Source organism: Streptomyces sp. DvalAA-14 (assembly GCF_900091855.1).
Lineage (GTDB): Bacteria > Actinomycetota > Actinomycetes > Streptomycetales > Streptomycetaceae > Actinacidiphila.
This window is the reverse complement of record NZ_FMCH01000605.1, coordinates 1-20725: the sequence shown is the minus strand read 5'-3', so window position 1 is coordinate 20725 and position 20725 is coordinate 1. Positions and strand designations below refer to the sequence as shown.

The following is a 20725-nucleotide window of genomic DNA, read 5'->3' as shown; positions in this document are numbered from 1 at the left end:
CGCGGCCAGCGCGCCCACCAGCAGGACGGCCGGCGCCGTCCACCGCCGTACCCGCCGGGCCCAGCCGGGCCGCCGCTCCACGGCCATGCCCAACGCGACGGCCAGCAGCGGCAGGCAGAGCGCGGCGGGCAGTACGGCCGGCAGCGCCTCGCCGATCGGGGCCAGGCCGGTCACCCGCAGCGTGACGCCGCCCACCAGGCCGACGAGCACACCCGGTATCAAGGAGAGCCCGGCGGACAGCCGCAGCCAGGGCCGCAGCACCGCCGCCCGCCGGACCGGCTGCGCGAGCAGCCAGCCCACCGCCGGGCCCGGCAGGACCACCGGGCCGCGCCACAGCGCGTCGCGGGCGGCGAGCAGTCCGAGGACGACCGCCACCGCGGTGAACAGCGCGGGCAGCCCGCGTTGCAGATCCGCCCCGTAGCGCCCGTAGCCCGCGCCCTCGTCCAGCCCGCGCAGGAAGTGGACCGCGATCCCGCTGCCGTAGGCCAGGCCGCCGAGCACCACGCAGTACAGCAGCACCGCCAGGTCCCGCCCCTGCTGCCTGCGGTGCGCCTTGCGCTTCACCTTCAGCCACTGGAGCGTCTCGGCGGTGCGGTCGTCGTCCGCCTCGGACCAGCCGGACTCCTCGTCCGGCCGGCCGGGCTCCTCGGCGGCCTCGGCCACCTCGGGCGCGCTCACGTCCGGACGCCGAGCTGCCGCAGTACGGCCCCGGGCGGGCCTTCGGCGATCACCCGGCCGTCCTCCAGCGCGATCATGTGATCGGCGACCGCCTCGGCCAGTTCGGCCTGGTGCGTGGCCAGCAGGACCGCGACCCCGCTCTCCTTCTCGGCGGTCAGCAGCTGGGCGAGCCGGATCCGGGCGTCGGGGTCGAGCCGCTGCTCCGGTTCGTCCAGCACCATCAGGTCCCGCGGCCGCACCAGCGCCGAGGCGAGCAGCAGCGACTGCATCTGCCCGGACGACAGTGCCCCCGGCAGCGCCCGGGCGTGATCCGACAGCCGCCGGTCGGCCAGCACCTGATCGATCCACCCGGCCGCGTCGTCCACCGCGTGCGCCACGGTGACCAGTTCCAGGTGCTCCCGCACGGTCAGATCCGGGTAGCACGCCACCGTGTCCCCGACCACCGCCACCCGCGCCCGCACCTCGGGGTCGTCCTCGCTCATCGGGCGCCCGGCGAACAGCGCCTGCCCGCTCGTCGGCACGTCCCGGCCGCTGGCTATCCGCAGCAGCGTCGACTTCCCGGACCCGTTGTGGCCGAACAGGGCGGTGCAGCGCCCTGTTCGCAGGTCGAGATCCAGCGGATGCAGCGCGAGCCGCTTCCCGTAGCTCCGGCTCACCTGCCGCAGCCGCAGCAGCGCGTCCGCGCGGGCTTTCGCCGCCATCGTGGCCTCCGGGTTCGTGGGCATCGGCCCGCACGCGGACCCTGCGCAGACCCTAGCCCCACCGGCTGCGCGGCCGGGTCCGAAGAAAGCCGGCGAAGGCCGAAGAAAGCCGAGCGAGGCCGGAGGGAAGCGGAACGGACTCAAGGGCGGGAGCAGGTTTGGCCCTGGACCCCCCGGGGGTAAGCTACCCGGCTCGATTGGCCACGGGCCCACCGTGTATGGCAGACTACCCAAGTTGCTCGGTCGAGCGCCGATGCTGCGCGCCTCCCGTCGGGGGGACCGGAAGCGAGTCCCACAGTACTCGTCGCCTTATCTGCCCCACGGGGCAGCGCTGGGGCGGACGTACGGGAATCTTCCGGGAAGTGTCAGTGCGGTTCCGGCCAGGCATCCGGTGGGTGAGATCTCCCACGCAAACCCTTTGGGCAGGGATTTCCGCATGCGGAAATTCATGGCGAGGGGCGCGACACGCCCGACCGCGTGGGTCGGAGCAAGCGGGTGTCAGAGCGTAAAAAAGAGACAAGGACTACGGAGTAGCCATGGCGGGACAGAAGATCCGCATCCGGCTCAAGGCCTACGACCACGAGGTCATCGACTCATCGGCGAAGAAGATCGTCGAGACGGTGACGCGTACTGGTGCGCAGGTCGCAGGCCCGGTGCCGCTGCCCACTGAGAAGAACGTGTACTGCGTCATCAAGTCGCCGCACAAGTACAAGGACTCGCGCGAGCACTTCGAGATGCGCACGCACAAGCGCCTGATCGACATTCTCGACCCGACGCCCAAGACCGTTGACTCGTTGATGCGCCTGGACCTGCCGGCCGGCGTCGACATCGAGATCAAGCTCTGAGAGGCGCGGAGAAGATGACAAAGCAGATCAAGGGCATCCTGGGCGAGAAGCTCGGCATGACCCAGGTCTGGGACGAGAACAACCGTGTCGTCCCGGTGACCGTCGTCAAGGCCGGCCCGAACGTCGTGACGCAGGTGCGTACCAGTGACACCGACGGCTACGAGTCGGTCCAGCTCGCTTTCGGCGAGATCGACCCGCGCAAGGTGAACAAGCCCCTCAAGGGCCACTTCGCGAAGGCCGACGTCACTCCCCGCCGCCACCTGGTGGAGCTGCGTACCGCCGACGCCGGCGAGTACACGCTCGGCCAGGAGATCACCGCCGAGGTGTTCGAGGCCGGCGTCAAGGTGGATGTGACCGGCAAGAGCAAGGGCAAGGGCTTCGCCGGTGTCATGAAGCGTCACAACTTCAAGGGCCTCGGCGCCGGTCACGGCGTCCAGCGCAAGCACCGCTCGCCGGGCTCCATCGGCGGCTGTGCCACCCCCGGACGCGTGTTCAAGGGCATGCGCATGGCGGGTCGCATGGGCAACGAGCGGGTGACCACCCAGAACCTGACCGTTCACGCCGTTGACGCGGAGAAGGGCCTGCTGCTCATCAAGGGCGCGGTTCCTGGTCCGAACGGCGGCCTCGTCCTGGTCCGCACCGCGGCCAAGGGGGCCTGAAGGCTATGAGCACCATTGACATCTGGTCGCCCGCGGGCGACGTGACCGGGACCGTAGAGCTCCCGGCTGAGATCTTCGACGCCAAGGTCAGCATCCCGCTGATCCACCAGGTCGTCGTCGCGCAGCTGGCCGCTGCCCGCCAGGGCACGCACAAGGTCAAGCGTCGTGGCGAGGTCCGCGGTGGTGGCAAGAAGCCGTACCGCCAGAAGGGCACCGGCCGCGCCCGCCAGGGCTCGACCCGCGCCCCGCAGTTCGTCGGCGGTGGCGTCGTCCACGGCCCCACGCCGCGTGACTACTCGCAGCGGACCCCGAAGAAGATGAAGGCCGCCGCCCTGCGCGGTGCGCTGACCGACCGGGCCCGGCACGACCGCGTCCACGTCGTGACCGGTGTCGTCGAGGGCGAGTCCCCGTCGACCAAGTCCGCCAAGACGCTGCTCGGCAAGATCAGTGAGCGCAAGAACGTGCTCCTGGTCGTCGAGCGTGCCGACGAGGCCGCGTGGCTGTCCGCCCGCAACCTGCCCCAGGTGCACATCCTGGACGCCGGCCAGCTGAACACGTACGACGTGCTCGTCTCCGACGACGTGGTCTTCACCAAGGCCGCCTTCGACCGTTTTGTCGGTGTCGGTAACGGCGCCGCCGAGACCGAAGGGAGCGACGTCTGATGGCCGAGCAGACCGAGACGCCGACCGTGAGCCAGACCGTGATCACCAGCAAGACGTACACGGACCCCCGTGACCTCTTGATCAAGCCGGTGGTCTCGGAGAAGAGCTACGCGCTGCTGGACGAGAACAAGTACACGTTCGTCGTCGACCCGCGCGCCAACAAGACCCAGATCAAGCAGGCCGTCGAGGCGGTCTTCCAGGTCAAGGTCACCGGGGTCAACACGATCAACCGGCAGGGCAAGCGCAAGCGCACCCGTACCGGTTTCGGCAAGCGCGCCAACACCAAGCGCGCCATCGTGACCCTTGCCGAGGGCGACCGCATCGACATCTTCGGCGGCCCGGTCTCCTGACGGAGGCCGGATCGAGTCGAAGTCCTGAATTCATCCGAGGACTGAGAAATGGGAATCCGCAAGTACAAGCCGACGACCCCGGGCCGTCGTGGCTCCAGCGTCGCCGACTTCGTCGAAATCACGCGGTCCACGCCGGAGAAGTCGCTGGTCCGCCCCCTGCACAGCAAGGGCGGCCGTAACAACGCCGGTCGTGTGACCGTCCGCCACCAAGGCGGTGGCCACAAGCGCGCCTACCGTGTCATCGACTTCCGTCGGCACGACAAGGACGGCGTGCCCGCCAAGGTCGCGCACATCGAGTACGACCCCAACCGCACCGCGCGCATCGCGCTGCTGCACTACGCGGACGGCGAGAAGCGCTACATCCTCGCCCCCGCCCGCCTGCAGCAGGGCGACCGGATCGAGAACGGCGCCAACGCCGACATCAAGCCGGGCAACAACCTGCCGCTGCGCAACATCCCGGTGGGTACCACGATCCACGCGATCGAGCTGCGGCCCGGTGGCGGCGCCAAGATCTCCCGCTCCGCGGGCGCCTCGGTGCAGCTGCTGGCGAAGGAGGGCAACATGGCCACCCTTCGTATGCCGTCCGGCGAGGTCCGGATGGTCGACGCCCGCTGCCGCGCCACCATCGGCGAGGTCGGCAACGCCGAGCAGTCCAACATCAACTGGGGCAAGGCCGGCCGGATGCGGTGGAAGGGCGTTCGCCCGACCGTCCGCGGTGTCGCCATGAACCCGGTGGACCACCCGCACGGTGGTGGTGAGGGAAAGACCTCCGGTGGTCGCCACCCGGTCTCCCCGTGGGGTCAGAAGGAGGGTCGTACTCGTTCGCCGAAGAAGGCGAGCAGCAAGTACATCGTCCGCCGCCGCAAGACGAACAAGAAGCGCTAGGAGCGGGTGTAGATGCCGCGCAGTCTCAAGAAGGGCCCCTTCGTCGACGACCACCTCATCAAAAAGGTGGACGTGCAGAACGAGGCCGGCTCCAAGAACGTCATCAAGACCTGGTCCCGCCGCTCGATGATCATCCCGGCCATGCTCGGCCACACGATCGCGGTACACGACGGCCGTAAGCACGTCCCGGTGTTTGTCACTGAGTCGATGGTCGGCCACAAGCTCGGCGAGTTCGCGCCGACCCGCACCTTCCGCGGCCACGAGAAGGACGACCGCAAGGCGCGTCGTCGCTGATCAGCGGCAAGCGAAGCGACAGACATGACAGACACTGAAGGGACAACCATGGAAGCCAGGGCCCAGGCGCGGTACATCCGCGTCACGCCCATGAAGGCCCGCCGCGTGGTGGACCTCATCCGTGGCATGGATGCCACGGAGGCTCAGGCGGTCCTGCGTTTCACCCCGCAGGCCGCAAGCGTGCCGGTCGGCAAGGTGCTGGACAGCGCCATCGCCAACGCCGCACACAACTACGACCACACGGACGCCGAGACGCTGTTCATCAGCGAGGCGTACGTGGACGAGGGCCCGACCCTCAAGCGTTTCCGGCCGCGTGCCCAGGGCCGCGCCTACCGGATCCGCAAGCGGACCAGCCACATCACCGTGGTCCTCGCCAGCAAGGAAGGGACCCGGTAATGGGCCAGAAGGTTAACCCGTACGGGTTCCGGCTCGGCATCACCACGGACTTCAAGTCCCGGTGGTACGCCGACAAGCTGTACAAGGACTACGTCAAGGAAGACGTCGCCATCCGCCGGATGATGACGCAGGGCATGGAGCGGGCCGGCATCTCCAAGGTGGAGATCGAGCGCACCCGTGACCGCGTCCGCGTCGACATCCACACCGCCCGGCCGGGCATCGTCATCGGCCGCCGCGGCGCGGAGGCCGACCGCATCCGCGGTGACCTGGAGAAGCTGACCGGCAAGCAGGTCCAGCTGAACATCCTCGAGGTCAAGAACCCGGAGATGGACGCTCAGCTGGTGGCCCAGGCCGTCGCCGAGCAGCTGTCCTCGCGTGTCTCCTTCCGCCGTGCCATGCGCAAGAGCATGCAGGGCACGCTGAAGGCCGGCGCCAAGGGCATCAAGATCCAGTGCGGTGGCCGTCTCGGCGGCGCCGAGATGTCCCGCTCCGAGTTCTACCGCGAGGGCCGGGTCCCGCTGCACACCCTGCGCGCCAACGTGGACTACGGCTTCTTCGAGGCCAAGACCACCTTCGGCCGTATCGGTGTGAAGGTCTGGATCTACAAGGGCGACGTCAAGAACATCGCCGAGGTCCGCGCCGACAACGCGGCCGCCCGCGCCGGCAACCGTCCGGCCCGTGGTGGCGGCGGTGGCGGCAACGAGCGTCCGCAGCGTCGCGGTGGCGAGCGCGGCGGCGAGCGCGGTGGCCGTGCCCGGCGTCCCCAGACGGACGGAGCGTCGCCGGCCCCCAAGGCCGAGGCGTCCGTCGCCGCTGAGGCCCCGGCCGCGGAGACCCCCGGAACGGAAGGCTGAGTACCATGCTGATCCCCCGCAGGGTCAAGCACCGCAAGCAGCACCACCCCGGCCGTGACGGCATGGCCAAGGGCGGCACGGAGCTGGCGTTCGGTGAGTTCGGCCTCCAGGCCGTCACCCCCGCCTACGTGACCAACCGGCAGATCGAGTCCGCTCGTATCTCCATCACCCGTCACATCAAGCGCGGCGGCAAGGTCTGGATCAACATCTACCCGGACCGTCCGCTGACCAAGAAGCCCGCCGAGACCCGCATGGGTTCCGGTAAGGGTTCGCCGGAGTGGTGGATCGCGAACGTCAAGCCCGGACGGGTGATGTTCGAGCTGTCTTTCCCGAACGAGAAGGTTGCTCGTGAGGCGCTCACCCGCGCCGCGCACAAGCTTCCGATGAAGTGCCGCATTGTGCGGCGCGAGGCAGGTGAGTCGTGATGGCGGCCGGTACCAAGGCGACCGAGCTGCGCCAGCTCGGCGAGGAGGAGCTCGTCGGCAAGCTGCGTGAGGCCAAGGAGGAGCTGTTCAACCTGCGCTTCCAGGGCGCCACCGGACAGCTGGAGAACAACTCCCGGCTCAAGACCGTCCGCAAGGACATCGCCCGGATCTACACGCTGATGCGCGAGCGCGAGCTGGGCATCGAGACCGTGGAAACGGTGGAGAACGCCTGATGAGCGAGAGCAACGTGACCGAGATCGACACCGAGAACGAGCGCGGCTTCCGCAAGACCCGTGAGGGTCTGGTGGTCAGCGACAAGATGGACAAGACCGTGGTGGTCGCCGTCGAGGACCGTGTGAAGCACGCCCTCTACGGCAAGGTCATCCGTCGCACCAACAAGCTCAAGGCCCACGACGAGCAGAACGCCGCCGGTATCGGCGACCGTGTCCTCCTGATGGAGACCCGGCCGCTGTCGGCGACGAAGCGCTGGCGCGTCGTGGAGATCCTCGAAAAGGCGAAGTGACTCCCGCGGGGCGAACCCGCGAGTTGCTTCCGCGGCCGGCAACGGCCATGTAATTCCTGCGCGGGTTCCCTCGCAGGACGGTTCCGCCAGGCTCGGCGGGGTCCGTGCGATCAGCGCGGACCCCGCCGGGAACCGGCAGACAATCAGGAGACAGACGTGATCCAGCAGGAGTCGCGACTTCGTATCGCCGACAACACTGGTGCCAAGGAGATCCTTTGCATCCGTGTTCTCGGCGGTTCGGGTCGCCGCTACGCGGGCATCGGTGACGTCATCGTCGCGACCGTCAAGGACGCGATCCCCGGTGGCAACGTGAAGAAGGGCGAGGTCGTCAAGGCGGTCATCGTGCGCACCGTCAAGGAGCGCCGCCGCTCCGACGGCTCGTACATCCGCTTCGACGAGAACGCGGCCGTCATCCTCAAGAACGATGGCGACCCGCGCGGCACCCGTATCTTCGGCCCGGTGGGCCGTGAGCTGCGCGAGAAGAAGTTCATGAAGATCGTCTCCCTCGCGCCGGAGGTGCTGTAACCGATGAAGATCAAGAAGGGCGACCTGGTCCAGGTCATCACCGGTAAGGACCGCGGCAAGCAGGGGAAGGTCATCGTGGCCTACCCCCGCGAGGACCGGGTGCTGGTCGAAGGCGTCAACCGGGTCAAGAAGCACACCAAGGCCGGCCAGACCGACCGCGGTTCCAAGACCGGCGGCATCATCACCACCGAGGCGCCCGTCCACATCAGCAACGTGCAGCTGGTTGTCGAGAAGGACGGTCAGAAGGTCGTGACCCGCGTCGGCTACCGCTTCGACGACGAAGGCAACAAGATCCGCGTTGCCAAGCGGACCGGTGAGGACATCTGATGACTGCCACCGAAACCACACACGCGCAGCCGCGCCTCAAGGCGCGCTACCGTGAAGAGATCACCGGCAAGCTGCGTGACGAGTTCAAGTACGCGAACGTCATGCAGATCCCGGGTCTCACCAAGATCGTGGTCAACATGGGTGTGGGCGACGCCGCCCGCGACTCCAAGCTGATCGAGGGCGCCATCCGCGACCTCGCCACGATCACCGGCCAGAAGCCGCAGGTCACCAAGGCCCGCAAGTCCATCGCGCAGTTCAAGCTGCGCGAAGGTCAGCCGATCGGCGCGCACGTCACGCTGCGCGGTGACCGGATGTGGGAGTTCCTGGACCGCCTGCTGTCGCTGGCGTTGCCGCGTATCCGCGACTTCCGCGGCCTGTCGCCGAAGCAGTTCGACGGCCGGGGCAACTACACCTTCGGTCTGACGGAGCAGGTCATGTTCCACGAGATCGACCAGGACAAGATCGACCGCGTCCGGGGTATGGACATCACCGTGGTCACCACGGCGACCAACGACGATGAGGGCCGCGCCCTTCTCCGTCACCTCGGCTTCCCGTTCAAGGAGGCGTGAGCCGTGGCGAAGAAGGCTCTCATTGCCAAGGCCGCCCGCAAGCCCAAGTTCGCTGTGCGGGCGTACAACCGCTGCCAGCGTTGTGGCCGGCCGCACTCCGTCTACCGCAAGTTCGGCCTGTGCCGCGTGTGCCTTCGTGAGATGGCCCACCGCGGTGAACTGCCGGGCGTGACCAAGAGCTCCTGGTAATTCCGTCATCAGGCGGAACCGATACCAGGACCGATCCACTACGCCGTAGGTCCCCGCACCACACCCGTCCCCGGCTCCGGCCGGGGGAGAGGGACGGAGCAGACAGGAAACCCCGGCGAGAGAGGCCCAGGGCCAACTCATGACCATGACCGACCCCATCGCAGACATGCTGACCCGTCTGCGTAACGCGAACTCGGCGTACCACGACGATGTCGAGATGCCGTTCAGCAAGATCAAGTCGCACATCGCGGAGATCCTCCAGCAGGAGGGCTACATCACCGGCTGGAAGGTCGAAGAGGCCGAGGTCGGCAAGAGCCTGGTGCTCGAGCTGAAGTTCGGTCCGGAGCGGCAGCGCTCGATCGCGGGCATCAAGCGGATCAGCAAGCCGGGTCTGCGGGTCTACGCGAAGTCCACCAACCTGCCGAGGGTGCTCGGCGGCCTGGGCGTGGCGATCATCTCCACGTCCCACGGTCTGCTCACCGGCCAGCAGGCGCAGAAGAAGGGCGTGGGTGGGGAAGTCCTCGCCTACGTCTGGTAACCGGGAAAGAGAGGTAGAGCAATGTCGCGCATCGGCAAGCTGCCCATCTCGGTTCCCGCCGGAGTGGACGTCACCATCGACGGCCGCACGGTCGCGGTGAAGGGCCCCAAGGGCTCGCTCACCCACACCGTTGCCGCGCCGATCGAGATCGCGAAGGGCGAGGACGGCATTCTGCATGTCACCCGCCCCAACGACGAGCGTGTCTCGAAGGCCCTGCACGGCCTGTCCCGCACGCTGGTGGCGAACATGATCACCGGCGTGACCGCGGGCTACAGCAAGTCGCTCGAGATCAGCGGTGTCGGCTACCGCGTCCAGGCGAAGGGCTCCAACCTGGAGTTCGCCCTGGGCTACAGCCACCCGATCCTCGTCGAGGCCCCCGAGGGCATCTCCTTCAAGGTCGAGTCCCCGGTCAAGTTCTCGGTCGAGGGGATCGACAAGCAGAAGGTCGGCGAAGTGGCCGCCAACATCCGTAAGCTGCGCAAGCCCGACCCGTACAAGGCCAAGGGTGTCAAGTACGCCGGCGAAGTCATCCGCCGCAAGGTCGGAAAGGCCGGTAAGTAGCCATGGCATACGGTGTGAAGATCGCCAAGGGCAAGGCGTACAAGGGTGCCGCTCTCAAGCGGCGCCACATCCGGGTGCGCAAGCGCGTGTCCGGTACGGCCGAGCGTCCGCGCCTGGTGGTGACGCGGTCCAACCGCGGCATCGTGGCGCAGATTGTCGACGACCTCGCGGGCCACACGCTCGCGTCGGCGTCGACCCTCGACACGTCCATCCGTGGCGGCGAAGGCGACAAGAGCGCCAAGGCCAAGCAGGTCGGCCAGCTTGTGGCCGAGCGTGCCAAGGCCAAGGGCGTCGAGGCTGTCGTGTTCGACCGTGGCGGCAACCAGTACGCGGGGCGCATCGCCGCCCTGGCGGACGCCGCCCGCGAAGCCGGTCTGAAGTTCTAGCCGGTTCCGTAGCTGATGGAAAACGAAGAGAGGTAATCCAATGGCTGGACCCCAGCGCCGCGGAAGCGGTGCCGGTGGCGGCGAGCGACGGGACCGTAAGGACCGGCGGGACGGTGGCCAGCAGGCCGAGAAGACCGCCTACGTCGAACGGGTCGTCGCGATCAACCGCGTCGCCAAGGTAGTGAAGGGTGGTCGTCGCTTCAGCTTCACCGCGCTGGTCGTGGTGGGCGATGGTGACGGCACCGTCGGTGTCGGCTACGGCAAGGCCAAGGAGGTGCCGGCCGCCATCGCCAAGGGTGTTGAGGAGGCCAAGAAGCACTTCTTCAAGGTCCCCCGCATCCAGGGCACCATCCCGCACCCGATCCAGGGCGAGAAGGCCGCGGGCGTCGTCCTGCTCAAGCCTGCTTCTCCTGGTACCGGTGTGATCGCCGGCGGCCCGGTGCGCGCCGTGCTGGAGTGCGCGGGCATCCACGACGTGCTGTCCAAGAGCCTCGGCTCGGACAACGCGATCAACATCGTGCACGCCACAGTGGCGGCTCTGCAGGGCCTTCAGCGGCCCGAGGAGATCGCCGCGCGCCGCGGACTGCCGATCGAGGACGTCGCGCCGGCCGCTCTGCTGCGCGCGCGGGCCGGGGTTGGTGTGTGATGGCGCGTCTGAAGGTCACGCAGACCAAGTCCTACATCGGCAGCAAGCAGAACCACCGTGACACCCTGCGCTCGCTCGGCCTGAAGCGGCTGAACGACGTGGTGGTCAAGGAGGACCGCCCGGAGATCCGCGGCATGGTCCAGACCGTCCGCCACCTGGTCACGGTCGAGGAGGTCGACTGATCATGGGCGACAACCCGATCAAGATCCACAACCTCCGTCCGGCCCCGGGCGCCAAGACCGCCAAGACCCGCGTGGGTCGAGGCGAGGGCTCCAAGGGCAAGACGGCCGGTCGTGGCACCAAGGGCACCAAGGCCCGCTACCAGGTTCCGCAGCGCTTCGAGGGCGGGCAGATGCCCCTCCACATGCGGCTGCCGAAGCTCAAGGGCTTCAAGAACCCGTTCCGTACCGAGTACCAGGTCGTCAACCTGGACAAGCTCGCCGACCTCTACCCCGAGGGAGGCGAGGTCACCGTTGCCGACCTGGTCGCCAAGGGTGCGGTGCGGAAGAACCAGCTCGTCAAGGTGCTCGGCACCGGCGAGGTCTCCGTGGCGCTGCAGGTGACCGTTGACGCGGCCTCCGGCTCCGCCAAGGAGAAGATCGCCGCCGCCGGCGGCACTGTGACCGAGCTCGTCTGAGGGGTTTGTCACACCTGACCGGGGATGCCCAGCACCTGGGGGCGTCCCCGGTCGTTCTTTCTGTGGATTTCCTTGACCGAACCCCGGCTGATTGCTGGCCGATTGGTCATTCCTAGGGAGCCTGCCACGCGGGTAGGGTGGCAAGCGCTGTTATTCTCCGAAAGCCTGTGTGTTTTCGCGGGTGTGACAGTCAGTAAGCCGCCCGTTTCTGTCAGAAACTCACCAGACCGTCCTTCCGCCGCGCGCGGGGGGTGCAGGAGGCACCGTGCTCACCGCGTTCGCCCGGGCGTTCAGGACGCCCGACCTGCGCAAGAAGCTGCTGTTCACACTCAGCATCGTGGTGGTCTACCGCCTGGGTGCGCATGTCCCGGTGCCCGGTATCGACTACACAGTGGTCAACGAGTGCATCAAGGACACGAAGGGCGGCAACAGCCTCTTCGGCCTGGTCAACTTGTTCAGCGGTGGCGCGCTGTTGCAGCTGACGATCTTCGCGCTCGGGATCATGCCGTACATCACGGCCAGCATCATCTTGCAGCTGCTCACCGTGGTCATCCCTCGACTTGAGGCCCTCAAGAAGGAGGGCCAGGCCGGCACCACGAAGATCACCCAGTACACCCGGTACCTGACGGTCGCGCTGGCCGTGCTGCAGGGCACCGGCCTGGTCGCCACCGCCCGTTCCGGCAGCCTGTTCTCCAACTGCCAGTCGGCCAACCAGATCGTGCCCAACCAGTCGATCTTCACCACGGTCACCATGGTGACCTGCATGACAGCCGGCACCGTGATGATCATGTGGCTCGGCGAGCTCATCACCGACCGCGGCATCGGCAACGGCATGTCCATCTTGATGTTCGTCGCCATCGCGGCCGGCTTCCCCGGCTCCCTGTGGGCGATCAAGGTCGCCGGCAAGATCGCGGGCGGCTGGGTGGAGTTCCTCGCGGTGATCGCGATCGGCCTGGCGATGGTGGGCCTGGTGGTCTTCGTCGAACAGGCCCAGCGCCGCATCCCGGTGCAGTACGCCAAGCGCATGATCGGCCGGCGGTCGTACGGCGGCACCTCGACGTACATCCCGTTGAAGGTCAACCAGGCGGGCGTGATCCCGGTCATCTTCGCCTCGTCGCTGCTGTACATCCCGGCGCTGATCGTCCAGTTCTCCGGCTCGAAGGCCGGCTGGGCGCAGTGGATCAGCCAGAACCTCACCAAGGGAGACCACCCGGCCTACATGGCCCTGTACTTCTTCCTGATCGTCTTCTTCGCCTTCTTCTACGTCGCGATCTCCTTCAACCCCGAGGAAGTCGCGGACAATATGAAGAAGTATGGTGGGTTTATCCCCGGTATCCGGGCAGGCCGGCCCACCGCCGAGTACCTCAGTTACGTGCTCAACCGCATCACGTGGCCGGGCGCGCTGTACCTGGGTCTCATCGCCCTCGTTCCGACGATCGCGATCGCGATCTTCAACGGGAGCAGCACCAACTTCCCGTTGGGCGGCACCAGCATCCTCATCATCGTGGGTGTCGGTCTGGAAACCGTGAAGCAGATCGAGAGCCAGCTCCAGCAGCGTAACTACGAAGGGTTCCTCCGCTGATGCGAATCGTCCTGGTCGGGCCGCCAGGGGCCGGCAAGGGGACGCAGGCCGCGTACCTCGCCAAGAACCTGTCGATCCCGCACATCTCCACGGGCGACCTGTTCCGCGCCAACATCAGCCAGGGCACCGAACTGGGCAAGCAGGCCAAGGCGTTCATGGACGCCGGCGACCTGGTGCCCGACGAGGTGACCATCGCGATGGCGGAGGACCGGCTCGACCAGGCGGACGCGGCGGAGGGCTTCCTGCTCGACGGCTTCCCGCGCAATGTGAACCAGGCACAGGCCCTGGACGCCTACCTGGAGCGCAACGGCATCTCACTGGACGGTGTGCTCGACCTGGAGGTGCCGGAGGCCGAGGTGGTCAAGCGCATCGCCGGCCGCCGCATCTGCCGCAACCGCAGCGCCCACGTCTTCCACATCGAGTACAAGAAGCCGAAGGTCGACGGCGTGTGCGACGAGTGCGGCGGCGAGCTCTACCAGCGCGACGACGACACCGAGGCGACCGTGCGCAACCGGCTCGAGGTCTACCACCGCGAGACCGAGCCGATCATCGACTACTACAAGCGCCAGGACCTGGTGGTGACCATCTCGGCGCTCGGACCGGTGCCCGAGGTCACCCAGCGGGCCATGGACGCGCTGCGGCGCACCGAGGAGTAGTCCGCCCCACCCCCGCTCACGGCATACGGCCGTGGTGCCCTCCACGGGCGCCACGGCCGTATGGTTGAACGGGTTGAACGGGTTGAACGCGTTGCATCAGGCACGGCAGGACATGAGGAGGGCGTCGGCGGCGATGGTGGAGATCAAGACCCCGGAGCAGATCGCGAAAATGCGTGCCGCGGGCCTGGTCGTCGCGGCGATCCACGAGGCGACCGCGGTCGCCGCGGTACCCGGGACGACGACCAAGGAACTGGACGAGATCGCCGCCAAGGTGATCGCCGACCACGGTGCCAAACCCAACTTCCTCGGCTACGGCGGCTTCCCCGGCAGCATCTGCACCTCGGTCAACGACGTGGTGGTGCACGGCATCCCGGACCGTACGACGGTGCTCGCGGACGGCGACATCATCTCGATCGACGCCGGCGCGATCGTGGACGGCTGGCACGGCGACGCCGCCATCACCTGCTTCGTCGGCGGCGGGCACGCCCCCGAGCTGGTCGAGCTCAGCCGGGTCACCCAGGAGTCCATGTGGGCCGGCATCGCCGCCTTCCGCAAGGGCCAGCGGCTGGAGGACATCTCGCGGGCCGTCGAGTCGTACATCCGCCGCCAGCCGCGGCCCCCCGCCGGGAAGTACGGCATCGTCGAGGACTACGGCGGCCACGGCATCGGCAGCGAGATGCACATGGACCCGCACCTGCTGAACTACGTCTCCAAGAAGCGGGGCCGCGGCATCAAGCTGGTGCCCGGCGTCTGCCTGGCCATCGAGCCCATGGTGACCCTCGGCTCCCCGGCCACCCACGTCATGGACGACGAGTGGACGGTCCGGACCGACGACGGCTCCTGGGCCTCCCACTGGGAGCACTCGATCGCGCTGACCGAGCAGGGCCCGATCGTGCTGACCGCCCCGGACGGCGGCAAGGCCAAGCTCGCCGAGTACGGGATCACCACCGCGCCCGACCCGCTGGGCTGAGATCCGCCGCGCCGGGACGGCCCGCGGGGCGGGCCTCGAACCGGCGCGCTGAGAGATCCCTCACAAGAGGAGCATCCAGACCGCTTAGTGATCTTGTCCGGTGGGCATACTCGCCAGATTCGTCTTTCCGAGGGGCGTGGCGTAGACTCATACGTCGGCTCTCGCGTGTCTTCCGGCATGTCCCGGAGCCGGCCCCCGGTAGCCGATCCCGAAAGTAGGACATGGCCAAAAAGCAAGGCGCCATCGAAATCGAGGGCACCGTGATCGAGTCTCTGCCGAACGCGATGTTCAAGGTGGAGCTGCAGAACGGTCACAAGGTCCTCGCGCACATCAGCGGCAAGATGCGGATGCACTACATCCGCATCCTCCCGGATGACCGGGTCGTCGTGGAGCTGTCTCCGTACGACCTGACGCGCGGACGGATCGTCTACCGATACAAGTAACCGCTTGTGGATCTAAACAAGACCCGGAGAACCAGACCATGAAGGTCAAGCCGAGCGTCAAGAAGATCTGCGACAAGTGCAAGGTGATCCGCCGTCACGGCCGGGTCATGGTCATCTGCGACAACCTGCGCCACAAGCAGCGCCAGGGCTGACGCAGCCGACCACCTGCCTTCACCCGTCTTCGCAGAACTTCGCGCGACGCATATGCAGATACGCAGTCACCCATCCCCCGTCTGGGGGATGACACCCCCGGTGGAGGCCGGGGACCCGGTCCGTACCTGGTACGGCGGATGGGGAACCGGTGCTGTGGAAGACCTCCGAAACCATCAGGAGCCCAGAAAATGGCACGCCTTTCAGGCGTCGACCTCCCGCGCGAGAAGCGCGTGGAGATCGCCCTCACCTACGTCTTCGGCATCGGGCGCTCCCGCTCCCAGGAAGTGCTGCAGGAGACCGGTGTGAGCCCCGACGTCCGCGTCCGCGACCTTTCCGAGGAAGACCTCGTGAAGCTCCGTGAGTACGTGGACTCCAACTTCAAGACCGAGGGTGACCTCCGTCGCGAAATTCAGGCCGACATCCGCCGCAAGGTGGAGATCGGCTGCTACCAGGGTCTGCGCCACCGCCGGGGCCTGCCGGTCCACGGCCAGCGCACTCACACCAACGCCCGCACCCGCAAGGGCCCGCGTCGCGCCATCGCCGGCAAGAAGAAGCCGGGCAAGAAGTAGTCCTCAGCCGGACGCTTATCAGCGGTCTTCGCTGAGGACCGACCACCTCCACCGGGAGAAATCGACACATGCCTCCTAAGGGCCGTCAGGGCGCAGCCAAGAAGGTGCGCCGCAAGGAAAAGAAGAACGTCGCTCATGGGCACGCCCACATCAAGAGCACGTTCAACAACACCATCGTCTCGATCACGGACCCCGCCGGGAATGTGATCTCCTGGGCCTCCGCCGGTCACGTCGGCTTCAAGGGCTCGCGCAAGTCCACCCCCTTCGCCGCGCAGATGGCCGCCGAGTCGGCCGCCCGCCGGGCGCAGGAGCACGGCATGCGCAAGGTGGACGTCTTCGTGAAGGGCCCCGGCTCCGGCCGGGAGACCGCGATCCGCTCGCTCCAGGCCACCGGCCTTGAGGTCGGTTCGATCCAGGACGTCACCCCGACCCCGCACAACGGCTGCCGCCCGCCGAAGCGCCGCCGCGTCTGACCAGCGAATAACAGGAGAACTAGACATGGCGCGATACACCGGGGCCGACTGCAAGCGTTGCCGTCGGGAAAAGCAGAAGCTCTTCCTCAAGGGAGCTAAGTGCGAGAGCGCGAAGTGCCCGATCGAGATCCGTCCTTACCCCCCGGGTGAGCACGGACGCGGGCGCACCAAGGACAGCGAGTACCTGCTTCAGCTGCGTGAGAAGCAGAAGTGCGCGCGGATCTACGGTGTCCTCGAGAAGCAGTTCGTGAACTACTACAAGGAAGCGAACCAGAAGACCGGCAAGACCGGTGAGAACCTTCTGCGCATCCTTGAGACCCGCCTCGACAACGTGGTGTACCGGGCCGGCTTCGCCAAGTCCCGCGACCACGCCCGTCAGCTGGTCCGTCACGGACACATCACCGTCAACGGCCGCAAGAACGACATCCCGTCGGCTCGCGTGGCCGTGAACGACATCGTCGAGGTCCGCGAGCGGTCCCGCAACCTGACCCCGTTCGCGGTGGCGCAGGGCGAGGCCGGCGACAAGACCGTGCCGGCGTGGCTCGAAGCCAACCCGGGCCGGCTGCGGATCCTCGTGCACAGCATGCCCGAGCGCCAGGTGATCGACACCCAGGTGCAGGAGCAGCTGATCGTCGAGCTCTACTCCAAGTAATCGGAGCGGCGCTCACGGTCACGGGCGGCACGGCTTCGGCCGTGCCGCCCGTACCCTCGTAGTACACGGAGTACAGCGGACGTCAAATAGCGGGCGTCCACGACTGAAGGACTGCACACATGCTGATCGCTCAGCGCCCATCGTTGACCGAAGAGGTCGTCGACGAATTCCGCTCCCGGTTCGTGATCGAGCCGCTGGAGCCGGGCTTCGGCTACACCCTCGGCAACTCCCTGCGCCGTACGCTCCTGTCCTCGATCCCGGGTGCGGCGGTCACCTCGATCCGGGTCGACGGGGTCCTGCACGAGTTCACCACCGTGCCGGGCGTCAAGGAGGACGTCACCGACGTCATCCTCAACATCAAGCAGCTGGTCGTCTCCTCGGAGCACGACGAGCCGGTCGTGATGTACCTGCGCAAGCAGGGCCCGGGTGTCGTCACCGCGGCCGACATCGCGCCGCCGGCGGGCGTCGAGGTGCACAACCCCGACCTGGTGCTCGCCACGCTGAACGCCAAGGGCAAGCTGGAGATGGAGCTGACCGTCGAGCGCGGTCGCGGCTACGTCTCCGCGGTGCAGAACAAGCAGCAGGGCCAGGAGATCGGCCGGATCCCGGTCGACTCCATCTACAGCCCGGTGCTCAAGGTCACCTACAAGGTCGAGGCGACCCGTGTCGAGCAGCGCACCGACTTCGACAAGCTGATCGTCGACGTCGAGACCAAGCAGGCCATGCGGCCGCGTGACGCGATGGCGTCGGCCGGCAAGACCCTGGTCGAGCTGTTCGGCCTGGCCCGCGAGCTGAACGTCGACGCCGAGGGCATCGACATGGGCCCGTCCCCCACGGACGCCGCCCTGGCCGCGGATCTGGCGCTGCCGATCGAGGAGCTGGAACTCACCGTCCGCTCCTACAACTGCCTCAAGCGCGAGGGCATCCACTCCGTGGGTGAGCTCGTGGCACGCTCCGAGGCGGACCTGCTCGACATCCGCAACTTCGGCGCGAAGTCGATCGACGAGGTCAAGGCGAAGCTGGCCGGCATGGGCCTGGCCCTCAAGGACAGCCCGCCCGGATTCGACCCGACCGCCGCGGCGGACGCCTTCGGCGCCGACGACGACGTGGACGCGGGCTTCGTGGAGACCGAGCAGTACTGAGTCCCGCCGGCGGTCAGCGGGGGCTGCGGCCCCCGCCCCGTCGGACAGCGCCCCCGCGGGGGCGCGCACAGCCGTCCGGGGCGTGAGCCCCGGGCACTACGGGCTGGCAGCCGCCAGCCCGTACTGACATCGGTACCTGACACGGCCGGTGCAGCGAAGAAGGAGAACGACCATGCCTCAGCCCGCCAAGGGTCCCCGTCTGGGCGGCGGCGCCGCGCACGAGAAGCTGCTGCTCGCGAACCTCGCGAAGTCGCTGTTCGAGCACGGCCGCATCAAGACCACCGAGGCCAAGGCGCGCCGGCTGCGCCCGGTCGCGGAGCGCCTGATCACCAAGGCGAAGAAGGGCGACATTCACAACCGTCGCCAGGTGCTGCAGACGATCACCGACAAGAGCGTCGTGCACACGCTCTTCACCGAGATCGGCCCGCGGTACGAGAACCGCCCGGGTGGCTACACCCGGATCACCAAGATCGGCAACCGTCGCGGCGACAACGCGCCGATGGCGGTCATCGAGCTGGTGGAGGCGCTGACCGTGGCCCAGCAGGCCACCGGTGAGGCCGAAGCGGCCGCCAAGCGCTCGGTCAAGGAAGACGCGCTGAAGAAGGACGAGGCCGCGCAGGACACGGCCCCGGCCGCCGAGGACGAGGTCCAGGACGCCGCTCCGGCGGCCGACACGGACGCGGACGCGGCCGGCGAGGACGAGGAGTCCAAGGACGCCTGACGGTCCTGACGACCGACGGTGACCGATGGGCGGGCCCGTACCCCTTGGGGTGCGGGCCCGCTTCTCATGGAGCGAGGAGTGAGGCGTGAGCGACGATCCCGCACCCGGCTTCGTCCGGGTCCGGCTCGACCTGTCCTACGACGGGGCGGACTTCTCCGGCTGGGCCAAGCAGCGCACCCGGCGGACGGTGCAGGGCGAGCTGGAGTCGGCGATCGGCACCGTGCTGCGGCTGGGGGAGCCGGTGGAGCTCACCGTCGCGGGCCGCACCGACGCCGGGGTGCACGCGCGCGGCCAGGTCGCGCACGTCGATCTGCCCGGGGAGGTGTGGGCGGCGGAGTCGGGGAAGCTGCTGCGGCGCCTGGCGGGCCGGCTGCCCTGGGACGTACGGGTGTGGCGGGTCGCGGCGGCCCCGGCCGGCTTCAACGCGCGGTTCTCGGCGGTCTGGCGGCGCTACGCCTACCGGGTCGGCGACCATCCGGCCGGCGTCGACCCGCTGCTGCGCGGACACGTGCTCTGGCACGACCGGCCGGTGGACGTGGACGCCATGAACGAGGCCGCCGAACTGCTGCTCGGCGAGCACGATTTCGCCGCGTACTGCAAGAAGCGGGAGGGCGCGACCACCATCCGTACGCTGCTGGACCTGCGCTGGGAGCGGACCGCCGAGGGAGTCGCGGTGGCGACGGTGCGGGCGGACGCCTTCTGCCACAACATGGTGCGGGCGCTGGTGGGGGCGATGATCCTGGTCGGCGACGGGCACAAGCCGGCCGGCTTCCCCGGTGAGGTGCTGGCCGGCAAGGTGCGGCACTCCGCCGTCAACGTGGTGCGCCCGCACGGCCTCACTCTTGAGGAGGTCGGCTACCCGGCCGACGACCGGCTGGCCGCGCGCAGCCGGGAGGCCCGCAACAAGCGGACGCTGCCCGGCTGCCCGTAACGGCTCCGCGCCCGGGGCGCTCGGCGGTCCTCAGCCGCGGCTGGGGTCGGTCGCGGCCGCTTCCCGGCCGCGCTCGATGATCCGCTCGAAGGCGAAGTTCGACGCTTCGTTCGCGGCCCGCTTGCCGACGGTGTCGGTGGGCGGCAGCGTCTTGCCGCTCTTCAGGCCGGCGATGGCGAAGTAGGCGTAGCGGCCGACCGCGTTCGAGGTCATCTGGCAGGCCACCGCGTGGCAGAAGTCCTTGACGCCGCCGCCGTTGAGCGGGGCCACGTACTTGGCGGTCTTCTGCAGCTTCGCCGCGTGCTGGGTGTCGTCGAAGACGGCGATGCCGACGGTGACCGCGAGGGTGCCGTTGGTGTACGTGGCGCGCAGCAACTGGCGGCAGCCGTTGGCGGCCAGGCCCGCGGCCACGTCGTCGCGGGCGGCGCTCGCGCACGCGGTGGTGGTGGCCGAGGCGGTCTTGACGTAGGTGCGGCCGTTCATCACGAACTGACGGCCGGCGAAGAGCGAGGTCGGGGTGAGCGGCGCGGTGTCCTTGGCCGCCGTGCCCAGGTAGTCGAGCGGGTTGGCGGGCGGCGGCGGGGCCACCGAGGAGAAGGAGGGGGCCGGCGGCAGTGCCTGCTGGCTCGTGGTGGCGCTGCTGGCGGCGGACGGGCCGGCGGCGGTGTCGTCGGAGCTCTTGCCGGACAGCACCACGGCGGCGGCCACACCACCGGCCACGACCACCACGGCCACGATCCCGCCGGTCAGCATCATGATCTTGCGGCGGCGGGCAGCGGCGGC

Annotated in this window: 34 protein-coding genes and 1 pseudogene; 32 read left to right on the top strand and 3 right to left on the bottom strand. The window is 68.2% G+C overall.

Features of this window, described 5'->3' with window-relative positions:
- Together GA0115240_RS32580 and GA0115240_RS32575 are read right to left on the bottom strand one after the other, a co-directional pair.
- Nucleotides 1-678: pseudogene (locus GA0115240_RS32580) on the bottom strand (hypothetical protein); the annotation flags it as partial.
- Nucleotides 675-1403 carry an ABC transporter ATP-binding protein gene (locus GA0115240_RS32575; protein WP_237555395.1) on the bottom strand — a complete coding sequence of 243 codons (729 nt, stop codon included), beginning with the start codon at nucleotides 1401-1403 and terminating at the stop codon, nucleotides 675-677. The gene GA0115240_RS32575 and the pseudogene GA0115240_RS32580, both read right to left, overlap by 4 nt.
- A 512-nt stretch (nucleotides 1404-1915) precedes the next feature.
- On the opposite strand from GA0115240_RS32575, the gene rpsJ reads away from it, so the two are divergent.
- The 32 genes from rpsJ to truA all read left to right on the top strand — a co-directional run bounded on the left by rpsJ (nucleotide 1916) and on the right by truA (nucleotide 19942).
- Nucleotides 1916-2224 (top strand): 30S ribosomal protein S10, encoded by a 309-nt coding sequence (gene rpsJ / locus GA0115240_RS32570; protein ID WP_014144312.1) that lies wholly within the window; start codon nucleotides 1916-1918, stop codon nucleotides 2222-2224.
- 14 nt (nucleotides 2225-2238) lie between these two features.
- Nucleotides 2239-2883 carry a 50S ribosomal protein L3 gene (rplC, locus tag GA0115240_RS32565; RefSeq protein WP_093742381.1) on the top strand — a complete coding sequence of 215 codons (645 nt, stop codon included), beginning with the start codon at nucleotides 2239-2241 and terminating at the stop codon, nucleotides 2881-2883.
- A 5-nt stretch (nucleotides 2884-2888) separates the two neighbouring features.
- A complete protein-coding gene (gene rplD / locus GA0115240_RS32560; RefSeq protein WP_093742380.1) occupies nucleotides 2889-3545 on the top strand; it encodes a 50S ribosomal protein L4 in 657 nt (218 codons plus the stop codon).
- Nucleotides 3545-3895 (top strand): 50S ribosomal protein L23, encoded by a 351-nt coding sequence (gene rplW / locus GA0115240_RS32555; RefSeq protein ID WP_202451965.1) that lies wholly within the window; start codon nucleotides 3545-3547, stop codon nucleotides 3893-3895. Before rplD ends, rplW begins: the two co-directional genes overlap by 1 nt.
- A gap of 48 nt (nucleotides 3896-3943) precedes the next feature.
- Nucleotides 3944-4780 (top strand): 50S ribosomal protein L2, encoded by an 837-nt coding sequence (gene rplB, locus GA0115240_RS32550; RefSeq protein ID WP_093742378.1) that lies wholly within the window; start codon nucleotides 3944-3946, stop codon nucleotides 4778-4780.
- Nucleotides 4781-4792: 12 nt separating this feature from the next.
- Complete coding sequence (rpsS, locus tag GA0115240_RS32545; protein WP_093742376.1) at nucleotides 4793-5074, top strand: 30S ribosomal protein S19; 282 nt, start codon at nucleotides 4793-4795, stop codon at nucleotides 5072-5074.
- A gap of 48 nt (nucleotides 5075-5122) precedes the next feature.
- Nucleotides 5123-5470 carry a 50S ribosomal protein L22 gene (gene rplV / locus GA0115240_RS32540; RefSeq protein WP_093742374.1) on the top strand — a complete coding sequence of 116 codons (348 nt, stop codon included), beginning with the start codon at nucleotides 5123-5125 and terminating at the stop codon, nucleotides 5468-5470.
- The gene (gene rpsC / locus GA0115240_RS32535; RefSeq protein WP_093742372.1) at nucleotides 5470-6324 is read left to right on the top strand and encodes a 30S ribosomal protein S3; all 855 of its coding nucleotides are present in this window, start codon (nucleotides 5470-5472) and stop codon (nucleotides 6322-6324) included. The genes rplV and rpsC overlap by 1 nt, the downstream gene beginning before the upstream one ends.
- Before the next feature lie 5 nt (nucleotides 6325-6329).
- Nucleotides 6330-6749 carry a 50S ribosomal protein L16 gene (gene rplP / locus GA0115240_RS32530; RefSeq protein WP_093742370.1) on the top strand — a complete coding sequence of 140 codons (420 nt, stop codon included), beginning with the start codon at nucleotides 6330-6332 and terminating at the stop codon, nucleotides 6747-6749.
- Nucleotides 6749-6982, top strand: coding sequence for a 50S ribosomal protein L29 (rpmC, locus tag GA0115240_RS32525; protein ID WP_093742368.1), 234 nt, complete (start codon nucleotides 6749-6751; stop codon nucleotides 6980-6982). The genes rplP and rpmC overlap by 1 nt, the downstream gene beginning before the upstream one ends.
- Entirely contained in the window at nucleotides 6982-7272 is a 291-nt protein-coding gene (gene rpsQ, locus GA0115240_RS32520) for a 30S ribosomal protein S17 (protein ID WP_093742366.1), read from the top strand. The genes rpmC and rpsQ overlap by 1 nt, the downstream gene beginning before the upstream one ends.
- Before the next feature lie 156 nt (nucleotides 7273-7428).
- On the top strand, nucleotides 7429-7797 hold the full coding sequence (gene rplN, locus GA0115240_RS32515; protein WP_093742364.1) for a 50S ribosomal protein L14: 369 nt from the start codon (nucleotides 7429-7431) through the stop codon (nucleotides 7795-7797).
- A 3-nt stretch (nucleotides 7798-7800) separates the two neighbouring features.
- Nucleotides 7801-8124 (top strand): 50S ribosomal protein L24, encoded by a 324-nt coding sequence (gene rplX / locus GA0115240_RS32510; protein ID WP_093742362.1) that lies wholly within the window; start codon nucleotides 7801-7803, stop codon nucleotides 8122-8124.
- A complete protein-coding gene (gene rplE / locus GA0115240_RS32505; RefSeq protein WP_093742360.1) occupies nucleotides 8124-8693 on the top strand; it encodes a 50S ribosomal protein L5 in 570 nt (189 codons plus the stop codon). The genes rplX and rplE overlap by 1 nt, the downstream gene beginning before the upstream one ends.
- A gap of 3 nt (nucleotides 8694-8696) precedes the next feature.
- On the top strand, nucleotides 8697-8882 hold the full coding sequence (locus GA0115240_RS32500; protein WP_030890724.1) for a type Z 30S ribosomal protein S14: 186 nt from the start codon (nucleotides 8697-8699) through the stop codon (nucleotides 8880-8882).
- Nucleotides 8883-9021: 139 nt separating this feature from the next.
- Nucleotides 9022-9420, top strand: a complete 399-nt coding sequence (gene rpsH, locus GA0115240_RS32490; RefSeq protein ID WP_093742358.1) for a 30S ribosomal protein S8 — start codon at nucleotides 9022-9024, stop codon at nucleotides 9418-9420.
- 21 nt (nucleotides 9421-9441) lie between these two features.
- Nucleotides 9442-9981: a 50S ribosomal protein L6 gene (rplF, locus tag GA0115240_RS32485; RefSeq protein WP_093742356.1), complete on the top strand. Its 540-nt coding sequence runs from the start codon at nucleotides 9442-9444 to the stop codon at nucleotides 9979-9981.
- 2 nt (nucleotides 9982-9983) lie between these two features.
- Nucleotides 9984-10367 (top strand): 50S ribosomal protein L18, encoded by a 384-nt coding sequence (gene rplR, locus GA0115240_RS32480; RefSeq protein ID WP_093742354.1) that lies wholly within the window; start codon nucleotides 9984-9986, stop codon nucleotides 10365-10367.
- A gap of 40 nt (nucleotides 10368-10407) precedes the next feature.
- Nucleotides 10408-11013 carry a 30S ribosomal protein S5 gene (rpsE, locus tag GA0115240_RS32475; protein WP_031524774.1) on the top strand — a complete coding sequence of 202 codons (606 nt, stop codon included), beginning with the start codon at nucleotides 10408-10410 and terminating at the stop codon, nucleotides 11011-11013.
- The gene (gene rpmD / locus GA0115240_RS32470) at nucleotides 11013-11195 is read left to right on the top strand and encodes a 50S ribosomal protein L30 (protein WP_030890715.1); all 183 of its coding nucleotides are present in this window, start codon (nucleotides 11013-11015) and stop codon (nucleotides 11193-11195) included. Before rpsE ends, rpmD begins: the two co-directional genes overlap by 1 nt.
- A gap of 2 nt (nucleotides 11196-11197) precedes the next feature.
- The gene (gene rplO, locus GA0115240_RS32465; protein WP_202451964.1) at nucleotides 11198-11650 is read left to right on the top strand and encodes a 50S ribosomal protein L15; all 453 of its coding nucleotides are present in this window, start codon (nucleotides 11198-11200) and stop codon (nucleotides 11648-11650) included.
- Nucleotides 11651-11915: 265 nt separating this feature from the next.
- On the top strand, nucleotides 11916-13232 hold the full coding sequence (gene secY, locus GA0115240_RS32460) for a preprotein translocase subunit SecY (protein WP_093742350.1): 1317 nt from the start codon (nucleotides 11916-11918) through the stop codon (nucleotides 13230-13232).
- Nucleotides 13232-13888, top strand: coding sequence for an adenylate kinase (locus GA0115240_RS32455; RefSeq protein ID WP_093742348.1), 657 nt, complete (start codon nucleotides 13232-13234; stop codon nucleotides 13886-13888). The genes secY and GA0115240_RS32455 overlap by 1 nt, the downstream gene beginning before the upstream one ends.
- 133 nt (nucleotides 13889-14021) lie before the next feature.
- Entirely contained in the window at nucleotides 14022-14858 is an 837-nt protein-coding gene (map, locus tag GA0115240_RS32450; protein ID WP_093742346.1) for a type I methionyl aminopeptidase, read from the top strand.
- 221 nt (nucleotides 14859-15079) lie between these two features.
- Entirely contained in the window at nucleotides 15080-15301 is a 222-nt protein-coding gene (gene infA, locus GA0115240_RS32445) for a translation initiation factor IF-1 (RefSeq protein WP_003956442.1), read from the top strand.
- A 38-nt stretch (nucleotides 15302-15339) separates the two neighbouring features.
- A complete protein-coding gene (gene rpmJ / locus GA0115240_RS32440) occupies nucleotides 15340-15453 on the top strand; it encodes a 50S ribosomal protein L36 (RefSeq protein ID WP_003956441.1) in 114 nt (37 codons plus the stop codon).
- Between the two features lie 189 nt (nucleotides 15454-15642).
- The gene (rpsM, locus tag GA0115240_RS32435; RefSeq protein ID WP_093742344.1) at nucleotides 15643-16023 is read left to right on the top strand and encodes a 30S ribosomal protein S13; all 381 of its coding nucleotides are present in this window, start codon (nucleotides 15643-15645) and stop codon (nucleotides 16021-16023) included.
- A 68-nt stretch (nucleotides 16024-16091) separates the two neighbouring features.
- Nucleotides 16092-16496, top strand: coding sequence for a 30S ribosomal protein S11 (gene rpsK / locus GA0115240_RS32430; protein ID WP_006376016.1), 405 nt, complete (start codon nucleotides 16092-16094; stop codon nucleotides 16494-16496).
- Nucleotides 16497-16521: 25 nt separating this feature from the next.
- On the top strand, nucleotides 16522-17148 hold the full coding sequence (gene rpsD / locus GA0115240_RS32425; protein ID WP_093742342.1) for a 30S ribosomal protein S4: 627 nt from the start codon (nucleotides 16522-16524) through the stop codon (nucleotides 17146-17148).
- 119 nt (nucleotides 17149-17267) lie between these two features.
- Entirely contained in the window at nucleotides 17268-18290 is a 1023-nt protein-coding gene (locus tag GA0115240_RS32420; protein WP_033177813.1) for a DNA-directed RNA polymerase subunit alpha, read from the top strand.
- Nucleotides 18291-18462: 172 nt separating this feature from the next.
- A complete protein-coding gene (gene rplQ / locus GA0115240_RS32415; RefSeq protein WP_093742340.1) occupies nucleotides 18463-19011 on the top strand; it encodes a 50S ribosomal protein L17 in 549 nt (182 codons plus the stop codon).
- Nucleotides 19012-19096: 85 nt separating this feature from the next.
- A complete protein-coding gene (gene truA, locus GA0115240_RS32410) occupies nucleotides 19097-19942 on the top strand; it encodes a tRNA pseudouridine(38-40) synthase TruA (RefSeq protein WP_093742338.1) in 846 nt (281 codons plus the stop codon).
- A 30-nt stretch (nucleotides 19943-19972) separates the two neighbouring features.
- Here truA and GA0115240_RS37465 read toward each other — a convergent pair.
- A partial coding sequence (locus GA0115240_RS37465) for a hypothetical protein (RefSeq protein WP_093742337.1) occupies nucleotides 19973-20725 on the bottom strand: 753 nt, incomplete at its 5' end.